17 protein-coding genes, 2 tRNA genes and 3 pseudogenes are annotated in these 17,068 nt (G+C 75.8%); 9 read left to right on the top strand and 13 right to left on the bottom strand.

Features of this window, described 5'->3' with window-relative positions; all coding sequences use genetic code 11:
• Nucleotides 1-87 precede the first annotated feature (87 nt).
• Nucleotides 88-163, bottom strand: a tRNA-Glu gene (locus tag GKE82_RS13200).
• A gap of 73 nt (nt 164-236) precedes the next feature.
• Between GKE82_RS13200 and GKE82_RS13195 the strand changes: the two genes are divergently transcribed.
• On the top strand, nt 237-2,285 hold the full coding sequence (locus GKE82_RS13195) for a beta-propeller domain-containing protein (RefSeq protein ID WP_196189220.1): 2,049 nt from the start codon (nt 237-239) through the stop codon (nt 2,283-2,285).
• Here GKE82_RS13195 and GKE82_RS29940 read toward each other — a convergent pair.
• A complete protein-coding gene (locus tag GKE82_RS29940) occupies nt 2,282-2,428 on the bottom strand; it encodes an SDR family oxidoreductase (RefSeq protein WP_375336999.1) in 147 nt (48 codons plus the stop codon). The genes GKE82_RS13195 and GKE82_RS29940 overlap by 4 nt on opposite strands.
• 100 nt (nt 2,429-2,528) lie before the next feature.
• Nucleotides 2,529-3,035: pseudogene (locus tag GKE82_RS31450) on the bottom strand (SDR family NAD(P)-dependent oxidoreductase); the annotation flags it as partial.
• Between the two features lie 50 nt (nt 3,036-3,085).
• Between GKE82_RS31450 and GKE82_RS13185 the strand changes: the two are divergent.
• The 5 genes and pseudogenes from GKE82_RS13185 to GKE82_RS31445 all read left to right on the top strand — a co-directional run.
• A tRNA-Val gene (locus GKE82_RS13185) sits at nt 3,086-3,159 on the top strand.
• Nucleotides 3,160-3,258: 99 nt separating this feature from the next.
• Entirely contained in the window at nt 3,259-3,543 is a 285-nt protein-coding gene (locus tag GKE82_RS13180) for a hypothetical protein (RefSeq protein WP_107567356.1), read from the top strand.
• 24 nt (nt 3,544-3,567) lie between these two features.
• A complete protein-coding gene (locus GKE82_RS13175; RefSeq protein ID WP_107567355.1) occupies nt 3,568-3,777 on the top strand; it encodes a ribbon-helix-helix protein, CopG family in 210 nt (69 codons plus the stop codon).
• Nucleotides 3,778-3,967: 190 nt separating this feature from the next.
• Nucleotides 3,968-4,513 (top strand): TVP38/TMEM64 family protein, encoded by a 546-nt coding sequence (locus GKE82_RS13170; protein ID WP_196189219.1) that lies wholly within the window; start codon nt 3,968-3,970, stop codon nt 4,511-4,513.
• Nucleotides 4,513-4,863 (top strand): annotated as a pseudogene (locus GKE82_RS31445) (CDP-alcohol phosphatidyltransferase family protein); the annotation flags it as partial. The gene GKE82_RS13170 and the pseudogene GKE82_RS31445, both read left to right, overlap by 1 nt.
• Before the next feature lie 255 nt (nt 4,864-5,118).
• On the opposite strand, the gene GKE82_RS13160 reads toward GKE82_RS31445, so the two are convergent.
• Genes GKE82_RS13160 through GKE82_RS13135 form a run of 6 tightly spaced genes read right to left on the bottom strand, consistent with a single transcriptional unit; the run spans nt 5,119 to nt 10,895 of the window.
• Nucleotides 5,119-6,546, bottom strand: coding sequence for an NAD(P)/FAD-dependent oxidoreductase (locus tag GKE82_RS13160; protein WP_154733611.1), 1,428 nt, complete (start codon nt 6,544-6,546; stop codon nt 5,119-5,121).
• On the bottom strand, nt 6,543-7,496 hold the full coding sequence (locus tag GKE82_RS13155; RefSeq protein WP_154733610.1) for an ABC transporter ATP-binding protein: 954 nt from the start codon (nt 7,494-7,496) through the stop codon (nt 6,543-6,545). Before GKE82_RS13155 ends, GKE82_RS13160 begins: the two co-directional genes overlap by 4 nt.
• On the bottom strand, nt 7,493-8,248 hold the full coding sequence (locus tag GKE82_RS13150) for a hypothetical protein (protein ID WP_154733609.1): 756 nt from the start codon (nt 8,246-8,248) through the stop codon (nt 7,493-7,495). Before GKE82_RS13150 ends, GKE82_RS13155 begins: the two co-directional genes overlap by 4 nt.
• Complete coding sequence (locus GKE82_RS28485) at nt 8,241-9,056, bottom strand: ABC transporter permease subunit (protein ID WP_196189218.1); 816 nt, start codon at nt 9,054-9,056, stop codon at nt 8,241-8,243. Before GKE82_RS28485 ends, GKE82_RS13150 begins: the two co-directional genes overlap by 8 nt.
• Nucleotides 9,053-10,174: an ABC transporter substrate-binding protein gene (locus GKE82_RS13140; protein WP_309233582.1), complete on the bottom strand. Its 1,122-nt coding sequence runs from the start codon at nt 10,172-10,174 to the stop codon at nt 9,053-9,055. Before GKE82_RS13140 ends, GKE82_RS28485 begins: the two co-directional genes overlap by 4 nt.
• 58 nt (nt 10,175-10,232) lie before the next feature.
• On the bottom strand, nt 10,233-10,895 hold the full coding sequence (locus GKE82_RS13135) for a class I SAM-dependent methyltransferase (RefSeq protein ID WP_196189217.1): 663 nt from the start codon (nt 10,893-10,895) through the stop codon (nt 10,233-10,235).
• Between the two features lie 88 nt (nt 10,896-10,983).
• Between GKE82_RS13135 and GKE82_RS13130 the strand changes: the two genes are divergently transcribed.
• Complete coding sequence (locus GKE82_RS13130; protein ID WP_154733606.1) at nt 10,984-12,135, top strand: oxygenase MpaB family protein; 1,152 nt, start codon at nt 10,984-10,986, stop codon at nt 12,133-12,135.
• On the opposite strand, the gene GKE82_RS13125 is transcribed toward GKE82_RS13130, so the two are convergent.
• The 3 genes from GKE82_RS13125 to GKE82_RS28480 all read right to left on the bottom strand — a co-directional run bounded on the left by GKE82_RS13125 (nt 12,128) and on the right by GKE82_RS28480 (nt 14,502).
• Complete coding sequence (locus GKE82_RS13125) at nt 12,128-13,369, bottom strand: SIR2 family protein (protein ID WP_154733605.1); 1,242 nt, start codon at nt 13,367-13,369, stop codon at nt 12,128-12,130. The two genes, GKE82_RS13130 and GKE82_RS13125, sit on opposite strands and share 8 nt — an antisense overlap.
• A 22-nt stretch (nt 13,370-13,391) precedes the next feature.
• Nucleotides 13,392-14,225, bottom strand: a complete 834-nt coding sequence (locus GKE82_RS13120) for a crotonase/enoyl-CoA hydratase family protein (RefSeq protein ID WP_107567347.1) — start codon at nt 14,223-14,225, stop codon at nt 13,392-13,394.
• A gap of 61 nt (nt 14,226-14,286) precedes the next feature.
• Nucleotides 14,287-14,502 carry a hypothetical protein gene (locus tag GKE82_RS28480; protein ID WP_230316164.1) on the bottom strand — a complete coding sequence of 72 codons (216 nt, stop codon included), beginning with the start codon at nt 14,500-14,502 and terminating at the stop codon, nt 14,287-14,289.
• A gap of 12 nt (nt 14,503-14,514) precedes the next feature.
• Between GKE82_RS28480 and GKE82_RS28475 the strand changes: the two genes are divergently transcribed.
• On the top strand, nt 14,515-14,805 hold the full coding sequence (locus tag GKE82_RS28475; RefSeq protein ID WP_230316163.1) for a hypothetical protein: 291 nt from the start codon (nt 14,515-14,517) through the stop codon (nt 14,803-14,805).
• On the opposite strand, the pseudogene GKE82_RS31440 reads toward GKE82_RS28475, so the two are convergent.
• A pseudogene (locus tag GKE82_RS31440) lies at nt 14,790-14,903 on the bottom strand (TetR family transcriptional regulator); the annotation flags it as partial. The gene GKE82_RS28475 and the pseudogene GKE82_RS31440 sit on opposite strands and share 16 nt — an antisense overlap.
• A 100-nt stretch (nt 14,904-15,003) precedes the next feature.
• On the opposite strand from GKE82_RS31440, the gene GKE82_RS13110 reads away from it, so the two are divergent.
• A complete protein-coding gene (locus tag GKE82_RS13110) occupies nt 15,004-17,067 on the top strand; it encodes an MMPL family transporter (protein WP_196189215.1) in 2,064 nt (687 codons plus the stop codon).
• Nucleotide 17,068: the final 1 nt, after the last annotated feature.

Genomic DNA, 17,068 nt, shown 5'->3' with positions numbered 1-17,068 from the left:
GTGCTTCGAGTCGAGTCTGCGGGCGTGCCATGAGAACACATGTTCCCATGGGGGTCGGACGTCGCACGTCCGATCTCGAACCTTCAGTACCCCCGACGGGATTCGAACCCGCGAGATCTCCTCCTTGAAAGGGAGGCGGCTTGGACCGCTAGCCTACGGGGGCGCGTGCACGCAGTGTAGCCCCGTGCCTGGCGTGACGGAGCCCTCGCGGGTACCGTGCCACCCCTATGGATGGCATGGGTCGAGCGCACACCGGCCGCCGGGCCCTGACCGCCGCGTTGCTCGCGGTCACGGCCCTGGGCATCGCGCCCCACGCGGTGGCCGAGGCGGCCACGAAGAAGCGCCCCGCGACCGCGCGGCTCGCGCCGTTCGACTCCTGCGCCGATCTCGCGGCCTACGCGCGCGCGAACGCGCTGGCCCACCCGTCGACGGTGGCCGTGACGTTCCCGTCGTCCGCCCCGACGCCCGGCGGCGGGGTCGCCGAGGACGGTGCCGCGCGCCCGCTGCCGGCCGCCGCGCCCACCGCGGCGACGCCCGAGGCCGGCACCACGGCCGAGCCGGACTTCAGCGGCACGAACAACCAGGAGGCGGGCGTCGACGAGCCGGACAGGGTCAAGACCGACGGCCGGCGGATCTTCACGCTCGGCGGCGGGCGGCTCCAGGCGGTCGCGGTGAGCGCCGATGGCAGGCCGTCGATCCGCGGCAGCCTCGACCTCGGGGACGCCGGGATCGCCTACGGCGGCGAGCTGCTCCTCCACGGCAACCGGCTGCTGGTCCTCGGGACGCGGTCCGGCTTCTCCGCGCAGGACGCCGCGAAGCCCACGGCCGCGCGAAGGAGCGTCGCCTTCCCCGGCACGTACCGCAGCAGCGCGGTGATCCTCGAGGTCGACGTTCGTGATCCGGCGGCGATGACGGTCGTCCGCTCGCTCACCGTCGACGGCAGCTACGTGTCCGCCCGCGCGACCGGCGACGTCGCCCGCGTCGTCATCACCTCGCCGCCGGCGCCCGTGGAGATCCAGCCCGCGAGCTCGCAGGAGGAGTTCGAGACGCGCCGGCGCGAGGCGATCCGCAACGCCCCGGTCGACGGCTTCCGCCCGAAGGTCGCGATCACCCGCAACGGGCAGACGACGGTCCGGGGTGCGCTGCCGTGCAGCGCGATCCGGCACCCGCGGGTCTTCTCGGGCCTCGACACCACGAGCGTCTTCACGATCGACCTCGACAAGGGCCTGCCGGAGGCGGAGGTCGACGCGGTGCTCGGCGGCGGCGACACGGTGTACGCGTCGACGAGCGGCCTGTACGTCGCGTCCAACCGCTGGGACGAGCAGTTCGAGACGACCGGCCGCCCCGGCTTCGGCACGACGACGACCCAGCTGCACCGCTTCGCGACGGGCGAGCGGACGTCGACCACCTACCGCGCGAGCGGCAGCGTCCGGGGCTACCTGCTCAACCAGTTCTCGCTCAGCGAGCACCGAGGAGTCCTGCGCGTCGCGACGACGGAGGACCCGGTCTCCTTCGGGGACGCGCAGACGGAGTCGTCCTCCACGCTCACCGTGCTGGACGAGCGCGACGGCGTGCTCACCCCGATCGGTCGGGTCGGCGGCCTCGGCCGGGGCGAGCGGATCTACTCGGCGCGGTTCGTCGACGACGTCGCGTACGTCGTCACGTTCCGTCAGGTCGACCCGCTCTACACGGTCGACCTGCGCGACCCGCGCGCGCCGAAGGTCCTCGGGGAGCTGAAGATCCTCGGCTACTCCGCGTACCTGCACCCGGTGGGGGAGGACACGATCCTCGGCGTCGGCCAGGACGCCTCGCCGCAGGGCCGCCGGCAGGGGACCCAGTTGTCGCTGTTCGACGTGTCCGACCTGCGCAATCCGCGGCTGCTGCACCAGGCGAAGGTCGGCGGCTCGTCCTCCTCGAGCGTCGAGTACGACCACCGGGCGTTCCTGTGGTGGGCGCCGCGGCGCACGGCGGTCCTGCCGGTGACGCTCGACGACGGCGCGGGCTTCCGTCAGGCGACGACCGCGCCCGCGCCGTCGATCGCGCCCGCGCCGAGGCCGCCGTTCGCCGGGGTGCTCGGCTACCGCGTCACGCGCGCGAACGGGATCGGCGCGCTCGGACGGATGAGCGACCCGGGCGACGGCCGCTCCTTCTCCGGCGGCATCACCCGCACCCTCGTCTTCGGCGGCCGGCTCGTCACGATCTCCGACCGCGGGGTCGGCGTCGGGTCGCTGGGCGACTTCAAGCGCTCGGGCTTCGTCGCCTTCCCGACGAGCGACGGCTCCTAGAACACGGACCGGGTGAGGCCGCCGTCGACGGCGAGGGTCTCCCCGGTGATGTACGAGGCGGGCGCCGAGCAGAGGAACGCGGCCGCCGCCGCGAACTCCTCCGGCGTGCCGACGCGGCCGGCGGGGATCTCGGCGGACGCCATCGTCTCGACGTTCTCCCGCGACCCGTAGAGGGGACTCGAGCCGCGCGGTGCCGATCCGCCCGGGGAGGAGGCTGTTGAGCGTCACGCCGTCGGCGGCGACGTGCGCCGCGACCGTCTTGAACGCGGTGATCATCGACGCGCGGTGCGTGTTGGACAGCATCAGCGGCGGGGTCGGCTCGCGCACGGTCGTCGACACGACGTTCAGGACCCGCCCCCAGCCGGCCGCGCGCATCGCGGGCAGAGCGGCCTGCACGAGCGCCATCGGGGCGCGCACGAGCGTGCGGTACGCGTCCTCCCACTGCTCGCCGGTGAACTCCAGCGGCATGCCGGCGGGCGGTCCGCCGGTGTTCGTCACGAGGATCGACACCGGCGCGCCGAGCTGCGCGGCGACCGTGTCGAGCAGTGCCGGGCCGCCGTCCACGTCGGCGCTGTCCCACACGAACCCGGTCGCGCCGATCTCCGCGGCGGTCGCGTCGATCCGCTCCTGCGAGCGCGAGCTGATCGCGACCGTCGCGCCCTCCGCCGCGAGCGCCGCGGCGATCGCGCGCCCCAGTCCACCCGACGCGCCCGTGACGAGCGCGACCCTGCCGCCGATGCCGAGATCCATGCGCGCAACCCTACGCGCCGCCCGCAACCGTGCGATCCTTCCCGCGGTCCGGGCGCGTAGCTCAGTTGGTCAGAGCACCTCGTTTACACCGAGGGAGTCGGGGGTTCGAGTCCCTCCGCGCCCATGCCCGAACGGAGGCGTACCCGGCGGCTCCGGTCCGAATGCCGCACCAGCGCGCGCTCACGCCGTCGGAGCGTCCGCTCTCCGGCATAGCGTCGCCGTCGTGCTGATCCTCCACCTGGTCATCAACGCGCTGGCGAGGCGAAAGCTCGCGGCGCGTCAGATCACCAGTGCAGAGGCCGAGCAGATCGTCGCGAACGGCCCGCTCGTCGTACCGAACCCCGCGGCGCGCGTGCCCGGCAGCCTGTTCGCGATCGGCCCCACCGACGCGGCGCGCATCCTCACCATCGTGCTCCAACCCGATGAGGCGAGCGCGACGACCTGGCATGTCATGACCGGCTGGGACGCCTCGCCTCGCCAGGTGCGTGCCTTCCAATCGAGACGCTGAACCACCATCATCCGAAGCAGAGCCATGAACGACCTCCCGGACAGCGACGACCTCGACCGCATCCTCGCGGACGACCCCGGCGCGGGCGACCTCCTCGCCCCGCGCGACATCGACGTACGCCTGGAAGTGTCCGTCGATGCGGCCACGCTCGAGGGCCTCACCGAGCGCGCCACACGCGAGGGCCGAGACATCGGAGAAGTCGTGGCCGATGTCCTGCGAAGCGCGGCTGCCTGAGTCCGGCAGCACTGCACTCGACTCTCCCGCGATCGCGGGAGCAACTCGGCACCACGGCCGGCGGGCGCGGGTGTTCGAACCTCTCGCGCCCACTCCCGTCCCCCCGCCGCTGATCCCGCGCGCCCGCCGGTCCGCAGAACCAGACGACGGGGCCGTGACGGCCGGAGCGACGCGTGGAGGGGAGGCAGGTGTGCGGGAGGACCTCGAGGCGCTCGTGTCGTCCGCCGGGGCGGCCGGGCCGGTCGCGTTCGTCGTGCTGTACGTGCTGCTGACCGTGGCGCTCGTGCCCGGCACGATCCCCTCGCTCGCCGCGGGCGTGCTGTTCGGGCCGGTGTGGGGCTCGCTGCTGACCGTGCTCGGCGCGACGCTCGGGGCCGTCGCGGCGTTCGAGATCGCCCGGCGCCTGGGCCGCGAGCGCACCCGCCGCCTGCTCGGCGGCCGCGGCGCGGCCGCCGACGCGTGGCTGAGCGCGCGCGGGCTGCGCGGCGTCGTCGCGCTGCGGCTGATCCCGGTGCTGCCGTTCAACGCGCTCAACTACGCGTTCGGGCTGTCGGGCGTGACGCGCCGCGCGCACGCGCTCGGCACGCTCGTCGGCATCGTCCCGGGGACGGTCGCGTTCGTCGCGCTCGGGGACTCCCTGGCCGACCCCGGCTCGACCGGGTTCGTGCTGTCGCTCGGGGCCGTCGTCCTGCTGCTCCTGCTCGGGGCGACGCAGCAGCGACGGCGGGTCGCCTGATGCTCGACGCGCGCACCCGGCGCCTCGTCGGACCCGCGGTCGACGGCGTGGCCGCCCGCCTGGACCGGGTCGGCGTCGGTCCCGGTGCGGTCACCGCGGTCGGCCTCGCCGTCGGTGTCGCGGCGTGCGTGCTGGCCGCCACGGGCGCCTGGATCGCAGCGCTCGCGCTGTGGCTCGCCAACCGCTCGCTCGACGGCGTCGACGGGGCGCTCGCGCGCCGCCGCGGCCCGACCGACCTCGGCGGGATGCTCGACTTCCTCGCGGACTTCGTCGTCTACGGGGGGTTCGTCGTCGCAGCGGCGATCGCCGTGCCCGACGCCCGGGTCGCCGCCTGCGTCCTCCTCGCCGTCTACCTGCTGAACAACGTCGCGCTCCTGAGCTTCGCGTCGCTGATCGAGAAGCGCGGGCTGGACCTCGGGGACGAGCGCTCCCTGCGGTTCACCGCCGGGCTGACGGAGGGGGACCGAGACGATCGCCGCCTACGTCCTGCTCTGCCTGCTGCCCGAGCACGCCGGGACGATCATGTGGGTGTTCGCGGCGCTCGTCGCGATCACCGTCGCGCAGCGCGTCCGCCTGGCGGTCGTCGTGCTCGGCCCGGCCCGCACCTAGCGCACGAGCCGCCGCGCGGCGAGGACCGGGGCCAGCGCGCGCCGCAGGCCGGGCCCGGCGTACCGGTCACGCAGGTGGTCGTCGACCGCGCGGACGGCGGCGTCCGCGTAGGTCGGGTACGCGTGGACGGTCCCGGAGACGCGGGCGAGCTTCGCGCCGGTCGCGATCCAGGCGGTGAGCTCGGCGATCGACTCGCCCGCGCCGCGCCCGACGAGCGTCGCGCCGACGAGCCGTCCGCGCGGATCGCCGACGAGGATCGCGCCGCCGCGGTGCTCGCCCGCGGCGATCGCCCGGTCCAGGCCCGCGTAGGTCGACCGGGCGACCACGACGCGCTCCCCGTGCCGCTCCCGGGCCTGCGCGACCGTCAGCCCGACGTGCGCGACCTCCGGGTCGGTGAAGGTCACCCACGGCAGCGGCGTGCGGTCGGCCCGCCGGCGCAGGCCGAACAGCGCGTTCACCGCGGCCTGCCGCGCGTGGTGCGCGGCGACGTGCGTGAACGCGGGAGGCCCCACGACGTCCCCGACCGCGAAGATCCCCGCGGCGCTCGTGCGCATCGTCGGGTCGACGACGATCGCGCCGCCCGCGTCGCAGCGCACCCCCGCGGCGTCGAGCCCGATTCCGTCGCTGCGCGGGGCCCGGCCCGCGGCCACGAGCACCGCGTCGACGACGAGCTCCTGCGCGTCGCCGAGCGTCAGGCGGATCGCGCCGTCGTCCCCGCGCGCGGCGGCGGTGACCCGGACCCCGAGCCGCAGGTCGATCCCGTCCTCGCGCAGCTGCTCGGCCAGCAGCGCCGACGCCTCGGGCTCCTCGCCGCGCAGCGGCCGGTCGCCGGACTCCAGCAGCGTGACCCGCGACCCGAGCCGTCCGAGCGCCTGCCCGAGCTCGCAGCCGATCGGGCCCGCGCCGAGCACCGCCAGCCGGGTGGGGAGCGCGCGCAGCTCCCACACGGTCTCGTGCGTCAGCGGCGCGAGCGCGGCCAGCCCGGGGACCGGCGGCACCACGGCGCGCGAGCCGGTCGCGACGATCGCCCGACGGAACCGCACCGGCCGACCGTCGACGGTCAGCGTCCGCGGCCCGGTGAAGCGCCCCTCGCCGACCAGCACGTCGACCCCCGCGGCGGTCAGCCGCTCCACCGAGTCGTGCGGGGCGATCGTCGCCTGCGCGGCCCGCACGTGGTCGAGGACCGCGGCGAGGTCGACCGTCGGGGTGGCGGGCGGCAGGCCGACCCGGTCGGCGTGGCGCATCGCGTGCGCGAGGCCGGCCGCCGCGAGCAGGCTCTTGGACGGCACGCAGCCCGTCCACAGGCAGTCGCCGCCGGTCCGGTCGCGCTCGACGAGCGCCACCCGCGCACCGGCACCCGCAGCGATCATCGCGCTGACGAGGCCACCGGTGCCGCCGCCGAGGACGAGCAGGTCGTAGGTCATGCGGGGATCCTCCAGCTCGGGCTCGCGGCCAGGTCGACGCCGACCTCCGCGCCCAACGCGGGGGCGTCGCCGGGCGGACGGTGCGCCGACAGCTCGAGGCCACCGGCGTCGAGGACGACCCGGACGTGGTCGCCGAGATAGGTGGCCTCGACGACCCGGGCGCGCAGCGGCGCCGCGTCGTCCAGGCGCAGGTGCTCGGGACGGATCGCCAGCAGCCCGTCGCCGTCCGGCACGAGGTTGCCGACGCCGAAGAACCGCGCGACCGCGGCCGAGCACGGCCGCTCGAACAGCGCGCGCGGCTCGTCGTGCTGGACGATCCGCCCGTCGAGCAGCAGCGCGATCGTGCGGCCGAGCTCCGCCGCCTCCGCACGGTCGTGCGTCACCACGAGCGTGGTCAGCCCGTGCGCCTCCTGCAGCGTCACCAGCAGCCGGCGCAGTGCGCCGCGGCGCGCCGGGTCCAGCGCGGCGAGGGGCTCGTCGAGCAGCAGCAGCCGCGGCCGGGCGGTGAGCGCGCGGGCCAGCGCGACGCGCTGCTGCTCGCCCCCGGAGAGCCCGGTCGTGCGCCGGTCGCCGAAGCCGTCGAGCCCGACCTCGCGCAGCGCCGCGTCGGCGCGCGCCCGGCGCTCGGGCCGCCGCATCCCGGCGGCGCGCAGCGGCAGCGCGACGTTGTCGCGGACGTCGAGGTGGGGGAGCAGGCGCGGCTCCTGGAAGACGACGGCGAGGTCGCGCCGGTGCGGCGGGAGCCCGTCGAGGGGCACGCCGTCGAGGACGACCCGGCCCGCGGCGGTCGGGGTCAGCCCGGCGATCGCGCGCAGCAGCGTCGTCTTCCCGGCACCCGACGGGCCGACGAGCGCGACGCGACCGCCCGCGGGCACGGTCAGCGACAGGTCCTGCAGGACCGTGGTCGCCCCTGCGGTGACGGTGAGGTCCGCGCAGTCCAGGCCGCTCACAGCGGGCGTCTCCCGGCGCGGACGGCGACGGCCAGCGCGACGAGCGCGGGCGCGAGGAACACGAGCGCGAGGCTCGCCGCGATCTGCGGGTCGGTGCCGACGAACGGCAGCAGCACCAGCGGCAGCATCGGCCGGCCCGCACCGACCGCGAGGCTCGTCCCGTAGTCGCTCCACGAGACGAGGAACGCCAGCAGCGCGGCGGCGGCGACGGTCGGGGCGGCGGCCGGGAGCGTCACGAGCAGCAGCCGGCGGCGCGGCGCGAGCCCCGCGGTGTGGGCCATCTCCTCCAGGGCGGTGAGCCGCGGCCCGAAGCCGCCGAGCAGCACGAGCGTCGCGTACGGGACCGCGAAGGTCAGGTGCGCCAGCACGATCGCGGGGAGCGTCCCGTCGACGCCGAGGCGGATGAGCCACTCGTTCAGCCCGGTGCCGATCGCGTAGCCGGGGACGAGCAGCGGGGCGGCGAGGAGCACCAGCACCGGCCCGGGCCGGCGCAGCCGCCGCTCGGCGAGCACGCGGGCCGCGGGCCACGCGACCAGCAGCGCGAGCGCGGTCGTCGCGGCGGCGACGAGCGCCGAGTTGCCGGTGGCGGTCGCCGCCTCCCCGGAGAGCGCGGCGCGCACCCCGCGCAGGCCGAGGTCGGTCGGCAGCAGGTCGGGCGCGCGCCACGCGTCGGCGACGGCGCGGACGACGAGCGCCAGCAGCGGCAGCGCGACGAGGGCGGCGGGCACGGTCCCCGCCGGGGGCCTACGCATCGCGCAGTCCCCGCGCGGCACGGACCGCGAGCGCCGCGAGCACCACCGACACGGCGGCGGCGAGCAGCAGCGCCGCGGCCGCGGTGGACTGGCCGGTGACGACGTCGCCCTGCGTGGCGCCGAGCGCGTACTCGGCGATCGTCTGCGGGTAGGTCGGGCCGACCGCGAGCGGCACGTCGAACGCGCCGAGCACGAACGCGAACACCACGACGCACCCGAGCAGCAGCGGTCCGCGGATCGTCGGCCACGTCACCCAGCGCAGCCGCTGCAGCGGCGACAGCCCCAGCGCTGCGGCGGCCTCGTCGCGCTCCGCATGCCCGCGGCCCAGGGCGGCGAGCAGCAGCACGAGCAGGAACGGGACCTCCTTGTAGAGGTAGACGAGCACGATCCCGACGCCGTGCTCGTCGCGCACGAGCGTCACGGGCAGCGCGCCGATCGCCCGCTCCGCGAGCCCGCCCGGGGCGAGCCACAGGACGGCGACCGTGGCGACGAGCAGGTGCGGCACCGGGACCGGCAGGGCCAGCAGCGTGCGCACGACGGTCCCGGCCCGCCGCACCCGCAGCGCCAGCGCGGTGGCGAGCGCCGCGGCGAGCACCGTCGTCAGCACCGCGGTGCGGACCGTGAAGACGACCGCGTCCCGGAACTCGGGTGCCGCGAGCAGGTCCCGCCAGGCGACGAGGGTCGGCTCCCCGCCCAGCGGCGTGACGCTCGCGCGCACCGCCCCGGCGAGCGCGCCGCCGAGCAGCAGCGCGACGAGCGCCGCGGCGGGCAGGACCGCGACGCGGCCCCGTGCGCCCGCCGTCCTCACGTCCCCGCGCCGCGCAGGACCTCGCGCGTCCAGCGCTGCTCCAGCGGTGCGACCTCGTCGGCGGCGAGCTCGGGCAGCGCCTCGCCGAGGTCGTCGAGCAGGTACGGGCTGCGGGCCGCGCGCGTGAACGCGGAACGCTGCGCGGGGTCGAGCCGGTCGAGCTGCAGGACGGTCGGGTTGCCCAGCCCGGCGGGGTCGGCCTTGGCCGCCTGCAGCCGCGGGTCGAGCAGCAGGTTCGCGACGACCTGGGCGCCCGCCGCGTTGGCCGCGTTGGCGGGGATCGCGACGAAGCTCACGTTCTGCAGCGTGCCGTCGCCGAGCACGAACGGCCGGGCGCTGCGCGGCACGATGCCGCGCCGGACCGCGGACCGCACGAACGCGGCGTCGTAGGACATCGCGAGGTCGACCTCGCCGTCCCCGAAGAGGCGGGTCAGCTCCGCCTCGGACTTCGGGTAGGAGCGGCCGCCGCGGTAGAGCAGCGGCGCGAGCTCGCGCAGGTAGCGCATCGCGGCATCGGCGCCCTTCGCCGCGACGACCTGCCGCACGAACGCCGACCCGGTGAAGTCGGGCGGTGCCGGGTAGGTCACACGGCCCGGGTTCGCGCGGGCGAACGCGAGCAGCTCGTCGAAGCTGCGCGGCGGGCGCGGCGTGCGGGCGCGGTCGTGGGCGAACACGAACGCCGCCCGCTGCCACGGGGACTCTTGCCCGTCGACCGGGACGCGGAAGTCCTCGCGCAGGGACGGGTCGTCCGGGTCGAGCAGCCGCGCGTTGGGGAGCCGCGTCGCCCAGTCCTCGAGCCACAGGCCGGCGCGCTTGCCGGAGGCGAAGTTCTCGCCGTTGATCCAGATGAGGTCGACCGCGCCGCCCGTGCGTCGACCGGCCCGTCGCTCGGACACGACGCGCTGCACGGCGTCGGCGGTGTCGGCGACGGGGACGCGGCGCACGGTCACGCCCAGCCGTCGCGCGGCCGGGGCGACGACGTCGTCGACGTAGCGGTTGACGCCCTCGTCGCCGCCGAAGAGCCACCAGCGCACGGTCTGCCCGCGGGCCTGGCGCTGCACCTCCGCGAAGCCGCCGGCCGACGCGGCGGTCGAGGGGGCCGGGGGTCGTCGCCGCACGCGGCGAGGATCAGCGCGGCGGCGATCGCGGCGAGCAGGGACAGGAGGCGGGGTGCGGTCATGGGGTCCGGAGGTCGGGGGTGCGGCCGGCGGGGAGCCGGGCGCGCAGGACGAGGGAGGGGTAGCCGCGGCGGGGCAGCTCGACGCGACGGTCCACCTGCAGGCCGGCGGCCCGCAGGTCGGCGGTGGGGTCGAGCGGGCGCAGGCCGCCGAGGGCGGCGGGCCGCGCGGCCGCGGCGGCGGCGAGCACGCGACCGACGAGCCGGGCCGGCGGGGCGCGCCCGGTCCAGACGGTGACGGTCACGAGCCGGGACGCCGGGTCGGGGCGCAGCAGCCGTCGGGCCTCGGCGAGCACGGCGGCACGGTCGGCGGGGGACAGGAGATGCAGCAGGTAGGAGATGGTGACGACGTCGGCATGCCCGTCGGGCAGCGGCACGTCGCGGGCGTCCGCGCGCAGCAGCCGGGTGTCGTCGGGGAGGGGGCCGACGTGCGCGAGCATCGCCGCCGACCGGTCGACCCCGACCGCCTGCGCGGGCCGGGCGCCGAGCCGGCGCAGCACGAGGCCGGTGCCGCTGGCGAGGTCGACGAGCGTCTCGCGCGGGCCGGGGGCGGCGAGGCGCAGGGCGGTGTCGACGGCATGCTGCTCGCGTCGCTCCTGCCGCCCGTAGGAGCGGGCCAGCCGGTCCCAGGTGCGGACGCTCGCTGGATCGGTCCCGGCCACGCCCGCGACGCTAGCTGCCCGCGACGCCCGGACCGAGCGGCGAGACGCCACTTGCAAAAGCTACATCCGTGTATGTACAGTCGTGCACATGGCCACCACCACGCCGTCTCCCGCGACCGAGGCGCCCGTCCGCCCGGCCCCGTCCGCCAGCGCCCCGCAGGAGCGCTCGGCCACCCGGCAGCTGCGCGACCGGCTGCGGCGCGCGGACCCCGACCGCATCGAGCCGATGGAGGACTACGGCTGGTTCGGCCCCGACTCCGTCACCTGGAAGGTCTGGTCCTACCCGACCGCCCCGACCGTCGGCTTCAGCCGCGCCGTCGTCGTCGAGGAGCTCGACCCGTTCCTCATCGCGCCGGTGAAGAACAGCAGCAAGATCTACAGCCAGACCAGCGTCCGCTACGACCGCACGCTCCGCTACTTCGCGACCTACCTGTTCGCGGACTCCAGGAAGATCGCGCACGCCACCCAGGTGCTGATGAAGGTCCACCACAAGGCCGCGAGCCCCGACCCGGTCTCGGGCCTGCTCTCCGACCCGAACAACCCGGACGAGCAGCTGTGGATCCACATGACCGCCTGGCACTCGATCCTCTACACCTACGAGCAGTTCGGCCCCGGCCGGCTGACCGCCGAGGAGGAGACCCGCTACTGGGCGGAGTGCGCGATCGCCGCGCAGGCCCAGACGATCGACCCGGACCGCGTCCCGCGCTCCCGCGACGAGGTCCGCGAGTACTTCCGTCTCATGCGCCCGCGGCTCGCCGCTAGCGAGGCGACCCAGGAGGCGATGAGCCACCTGATGGACCCGGACGGCCTGTACCCGCCGGTGCCCGCCGTCGCGCGGCCCGCCCTCTGGGCGTACGCCAAGCTGTTCCGCGCCGCGGTGATCGCGACGCTGCCGCAGTACCAGCGCGACCTCGCCAACCTCCGCCAGCCGAAGGTCGTCGACGCGCTCGTCACCCCGATCATGCGCCTGGGCATGCGGATCGTCGCCCGCTCGCCCCGCGTCCAGCTGGCGATCGTCGCGGCGCTGTCGCCGTCGACCGTGCCCGTCGTCGGCCCGGTGCTGCTCGGCCTGCCGCCGCGCAGCACCGAGATCCTCACGCCGCAGGAGACGTTCCGCCGCCACGACGTGCCGACCCCGCGCGAGCTGTACGCCGAGCTCGGCCACGACCAGGGGACGATCGTCTACCCGCCGTCGGCGCCCGTGCCGTCCGAGGTCGCCGAGCGGTACGCCGTCAGCTGAGGATCCGGGCGACCTCGCGGAAGAGGTCGCCCCACTCGGTCAGCGCGTCGGTGGCGCCGAGCGCCATCGCCGCGCGCCGGTCGACGATCCCGCCCGTGCCGCCGGTCCGCGAGAACACGACCGCGGGGGCGCGCAGGTCCTCCGCGCGCATCGCCGTCAGCGTCGCCTCCGCGAGCGGGCCGTCGAGCAGCACGAGGTCCGGCACCGCCGCCCGCATCCGCGCGAGCGCCTCGTCGACCGTGCGCACCGACTCGATCGTCGTGCGGCCGCCCGCGTCCGCGGCCGCGTCGCGCAGGAGCGCCGCCCCGTAGGAGGTGTCGTCGGGCTCGCCGTCGACCCACAGGATCGTGCGGTCGGCGAGGGCTCGACCGAGGATCGCCCGCGGGTTCGTCGCGGCGTGGATCGCGCGCAGGTGGTCCTCGAACCCGCTCCAGTCGGTCATCCCCGCGGTGTCGAAGCCCAGGACCCCGAGGCCCTCGTGGCTGCGCAGGTAGCGCTCCTGGTGGGGCTGCACGTCGGCGAGCAGCGCGTAGGCGACCGGGTCGTCGTCGGCCTCGTGGTCGAGCATCGCGAGCACCTCGCTGCGCAGCTCGTTGAGGTAGGCGTCCGTGAACGACACGCCGATGTAGAGGACCGTGTTCGTCGCGAACAGCGACCGCAGGAACGTCATGTAGGCGGGGCTCGAGTAGAGCCGCTCGCGGTAGTCGCGCTGCGTGAAGACGACGGCGTCCCCGATCGGGCCGACCTCGCCGTGGAGCTTGATGACCGGGGCGCCCTCCTCGCCCTCCCAGAAGCGCGGCTCCCACCAGCGGTGCGGCGGGTCGCGCAGGATCCGCTGGTAGGCCTGCGGCCCGGGCACGTCCCCGATCAGGAAGTGGTCGAAGTTCGTGGTGAGGATCGCGTCGAACGGGATCCCGGCGAGCAGCCGGCGGCGCTCGGCGATCCGCTCCGGGTGGCCGCGCTCGACGAGGACCTCGGCCAGCGCCGGGTCGAACTGGTCGCCCATCGCGACCTGGAGCACCTGGGCGGCGGCCTCGAGGTCGCGGTGGCCGCCCTGGTGGATGAGCTGGTCCAGCCAGGCGGCCTGGTCGGCGTCGAGCGCCGCCTTCTCGGCGAGCCCGTCGAGCAGGGCCTTCCACGCGGGCACCGCGGGGGCGGAGAAGCCCGCCCCGACGAACGCGACGCAGCGGCCGGCGGTGATCTGGTCGATCAGGTGCTGCGGGATCTCGGTCACGGTGGTCCCCGGTGGTGGCCGCTCAGCTCTCGGCGAGCGAGAACGTCGAGGGCGTGGCGTCGGCGAACGTCGCGGGCTCGCCGGTGAAGCCGGCCTGGATCGCCGCCATCTGGTTGGGCTTCATGATGATCTCGCGCTGCAGCTCGGTCTCGAGCACGAGCCCGTCGCGCGGCGAGAGCCCGCCCTCCCAGGCGGCGTTGTAGAGCGCCTTGGTGCGCCGCGTGGCGTCCGGGGACTTCGACGCGATCTCGCGGGCGAGCGCGTCGGCCGCGCCGTGCGGGTCGGCGTCGACGCGCGTGACGAGGCCGTACTCCTTGGCCGCGGCGCCGTCGACGATCCGGCCGGTGTAGGTGAGCTCCTTGGCGACGTCGATCGGCACGAGCCGCGGGAGCGACTGCGTGATCCCCATGTCGGGGATGAGGCCCCACTTGATCTCCATGATCGACATGCGGATGTCGGGTGCGGCGATCCGGATGTCGGCGCCGAGCGCGATCTGCGCGCCGCCGCCGAAGACGTTGCCGTGCAGCGCGGCGATGACGGGGACGGGCAGGTCCTGCCAGTCGGTGGCGACGCGCTGGGCGAAGTTCGCGAGCCGGTCGGCGTCCCGCTCGAGGACCTGCTCCATCGGCATCGCGCCCTCCGCGTAGAAGCTCGGGACGTCGAGGCCGGAGCAGAAGCTCTTGCCCTCACCGCGCAGGACGACGGCGCGGACGGTGCCGTCGGTCGCGAGCTGGTCGGCGGCGGCGTGCAGCGCGCGGACCATGTGCTCGTCGAGCGCGTTGTGCTTGTCGGTGCGGACCATCGTCACGGTGGCGACGTGGTCGGCGATGTCGATGCGGACGCGGTCCTCGCTCATGGACGGATCCTACGCCGGGCAGGGCCCCGGCCGCGAGGCCCGGGCGCGTCGGCGTGGCGGGCTACGGCCAGGCGAGCGGGCGCAGCTCCTCGACGGCCCGGCGGATGGCGGTGGAGGGCGGGGCGTCGCCGAGGCTGGGGACGAGGGTGCGCGCGGCCATCATCGTCCCGAGGAAGGCGCCCGCGAGGATCTCGGCGCGGATCTCGGGCGCGGGGTCCCCGGCGGCGCGGAGGCGGCGGTCCAGGAAGCGCCGGACGGTCTCGTGGTTCTCGCCCATGAGCGACGCCTCGTGGCGGCGCAGCTCGGGCTCGCGCGCGAGCAGCTCGAGGAACGTCCCGGCGTCGGGGTCGGTGGGTCCGGCGGGCGGCTGCTCGACGTCGATCGCGCGCCAGAGGGCGTCGGCGAGGACGTCGAGGGCGTGCCGCTCGCCGTCGTCCTCGTCGAGCAGCTCGGCGAGGCGGCGGGCGATCGTCTCGTGGCGGTGGAAGGGGAGGTCCTCCTTGCGGGGGAACTGCCGGTAGACGGTGCGGGGGAGACGCCGGCCTCCTCGGCGACCTCCTCGATCGTCGTGGCCGCGTAGCCCTGGCGGAGGAAGAGGCGCCGCGCGGCGCTGCCGATCTCGTCCCGGACGCGCTCCCGGTTGCGCTCGCGCACGGAGGGTCGGGAACCGGTTGCCATGCCCCGATCGTATCTCCTGGCAAAGCAGATCCCGCCGATGTGGCAGTATGTGCCGCGCAGGCAGTTTCTTCCGCTTTCGACCCCGACCCCCCGCTCCCACATGACCGCGCTCCTCCTCGCCGCCGGCCGCCGCTCGAAGGTCCTCGTCCTCGTCCTCGCGATCCTCGCCGCCGGCGGGCTCGCCTCCCAGGCCGGCAAGCTCGAGGGTGTCGTCGACAACGACCCCGTCGCGTCGCTGCCGTCCGGCTCGGAGTCGCGCGACGTCGCCCAGCGGCCCGTCGCCGACCCGACCGAGCGCGACGTGCCCGCCGTCGTCGTGGTCGCCCGCGACGGCGGCCTGCGCGACGGCGACCTCGACGCCCTGCGCGACGTCGTCGCCGACCTGCGCCGGCAGCCGCCCGGGCTCGTCGACACCCGCGCCCTGCGCGAGCCCGAGCAGGCGCCCGGCGGGGCGGCGGCCGTCCTCGCCGTCCCGATCACCGACAACGGCGACGAGGAGGCTTTCAACGAGACCGTCGAGACCCTCCGCGACCGGCTCGCGCCGCTGCGCGAGCGCGACGGGCTCGACGTCCAGGTCACCGGCGGCGCCGCGTTCAGCGCCGACCTCAGCGCGGTCTTCGACGGGCTCGACGGACGCCTGCTGGCGATCACCGGATCGCTCGTGCTGCTCCTGCTGATCCTGATCTACCGGTCGCCGATCTTCTGGCTCGTGCCGTTCGTGACCGTGATCTTCGCCGAGGGCGCGAGCCGCGGTGCGGGCGCCCTGCTCGGGGAGGCCGGGCTGACCGTCACCGGCCAGTCCAGCGGCATCCTCTCCGTCCTCGTCTTCGGCGCCGCGACCGACTACGCCCTGCTGCTCGTGGCCCGCTACCGGGAGGAGCTGCGCGCCCACGACGACGTGCACGACGCCATGCGCGCCGCGCTGCGCGGCGCCGCGCCCGCGATCCTCGCCAGCGGCGGCACCGTCGTCGTCGGCCTGCTGACCCTGCTGCTCGCCGACGTCGGCTCCACACGCGCGATCGGCCCGCTGGGCGCCGCCGGCGTCGCGCTCGCGATGGTGCTGTCGCTCACGCTGCTGCCCGCCTCGCTGGCCGTCGTCGGCCGCCGGGCGTTCTGGCCGTTCATCCCGCGGCCCGGCGAGGAGGTCGCCGCGCGGCGCAGCGTCTGGGAGCGCCTCGGGGACCGCATCGCGCGGCGCCCGCGCCGCGCCTGGGTCGGGGCGACCGCGGTGCTCGTCGTCCTCGCGGCCGGCACGCTCGGCCTCGACACGACGCTCACCCAGCAGGACCAGTTCACCTCGACGGTCGAGGCGGTCGAGGGGCAGAAGCTGCTCAGCGAGAGCTTCCCGCCCGGGCTCACCGCGCCCGCCGACGTCGTGCTCGGCGACCCCGGTCGCGCCGAGGCCGTGCAGGCCGCGCTCGGCCGCGCCGACGACCTCGTCGCGTCCGCGCGCCCGACCGGCGACCCGAACCGGCTGTCGGTCGTGCTCGCCCGCGATCCGTACGGGGAGGCGGCGGTCGCCGCGGTCCCGGAGCTCCGGCGCGTCGTGCGGTCCGCCGACCCGCAGGCGCTCGTCGGCGGGGCCACCGCCGAGGCCTACGACCTCCGGGACGCCGCCGAGCGCGACAACCTCGTGGTGCCGCCGATCGCGCTGCTCGTCGTCGCGCTCGTGCTCGTCGTGCTGCTGCGCTCGATCGCCGCGTCGCTGCTGCTGCTGGCCACGGTCGTGGTGTCGTTCCTCGCGTCGCTCGGCGTCGCGACCGTCGCCTGGGACGTCCTGTTCGGCTTCCCGGCGGCCGACCCGACGCTGCCGCTGCTGGCGTTCGTGTTCCTCGTCGCGCTCGGCGTCGACTACAACATCTTCCTCGCGTCCCGCGCGCGGGAGGAGGCGGAGCGCATCGGCACCCGGCGCGGCGTCCTCGCCGCCCTCGCGGTCACCGGCGGGGTCATCACGGCCGCGGGCGTCGTGCTCGCGGGGACGTTCTCCGTCCTCGCGGTCCTGCCGCTCGTCCTGCTCACGCAGATCGGCACGGTCGTCGCGTTCGGCGTCCTGCTCGACGCCACGCTCGTGCGGTCCGTGCTCGTCCCGGCCCTCATCCACGACCTCGGCCGCCGCGTGTGGTGGCCGTCGCGCCTGGCCCGGCAGGACGGCGAGTCCGGCTGAC

The sequence above is a fragment of the Conexibacter sp. W3-3-2 genome, from assembly GCF_009707605.1.
Lineage (GTDB): Bacteria > Actinomycetota > Thermoleophilia > Solirubrobacterales > Solirubrobacteraceae > Paraconexibacter > Paraconexibacter algicola.
This window is presented reverse-complemented; position numbering and strand designations above follow the sequence as displayed.

What these genes read in the sequence shown, in the direction of transcription:
- GKE82_RS13195 (WP_196189220.1), top strand. Translation starts at nt 237, where the DNA reads ATGGGTCGAGCGCACACCGGCCGCCGGGCCCTGACCGCCGCGTTGCTC.
- GKE82_RS29940 (WP_375336999.1), bottom strand. Translation starts at nt 2,428, where the DNA reads ATGGCGTCCGCCGAGATCCCCGCCGGCCGCGTCGGCACGCCGGAGGAG.
- GKE82_RS13175 (WP_107567355.1), top strand. Translation starts at nt 3,568, where the DNA reads ATGAACGACCTCCCGGACAGCGACGACCTCGACCGCATCCTCGCGGAC.
- GKE82_RS13160 (WP_154733611.1), bottom strand. Translation starts at nt 6,546, where the DNA reads ATGACCTACGACCTGCTCGTCCTCGGCGGCGGCACCGGTGGCCTCGTC.
- GKE82_RS13150 (WP_154733609.1), bottom strand. Translation starts at nt 8,248, where the DNA reads ATGCGTAGGCCCCCGGCGGGGACCGTGCCCGCCGCCCTCGTCGCGCTG.
- GKE82_RS13130 (WP_154733606.1), top strand. Translation starts at nt 10,984, where the DNA reads ATGGCCACCACCACGCCGTCTCCCGCGACCGAGGCGCCCGTCCGCCCG.
- GKE82_RS13120 (WP_107567347.1), bottom strand. Translation starts at nt 14,225, where the DNA reads ATGAGCGAGGACCGCGTCCGCATCGACATCGCCGACCACGTCGCCACC.
- GKE82_RS28480 (WP_230316164.1), bottom strand. Translation starts at nt 14,502, where the DNA reads ATGGGCGAGAACCACGAGACCGTCCGGCGCTTCCTGGACCGCCGCCTC.
- GKE82_RS13110 (WP_196189215.1), top strand. Translation starts at nt 15,004, where the DNA reads ATGACCGCGCTCCTCCTCGCCGCCGGCCGCCGCTCGAAGGTCCTCGTC.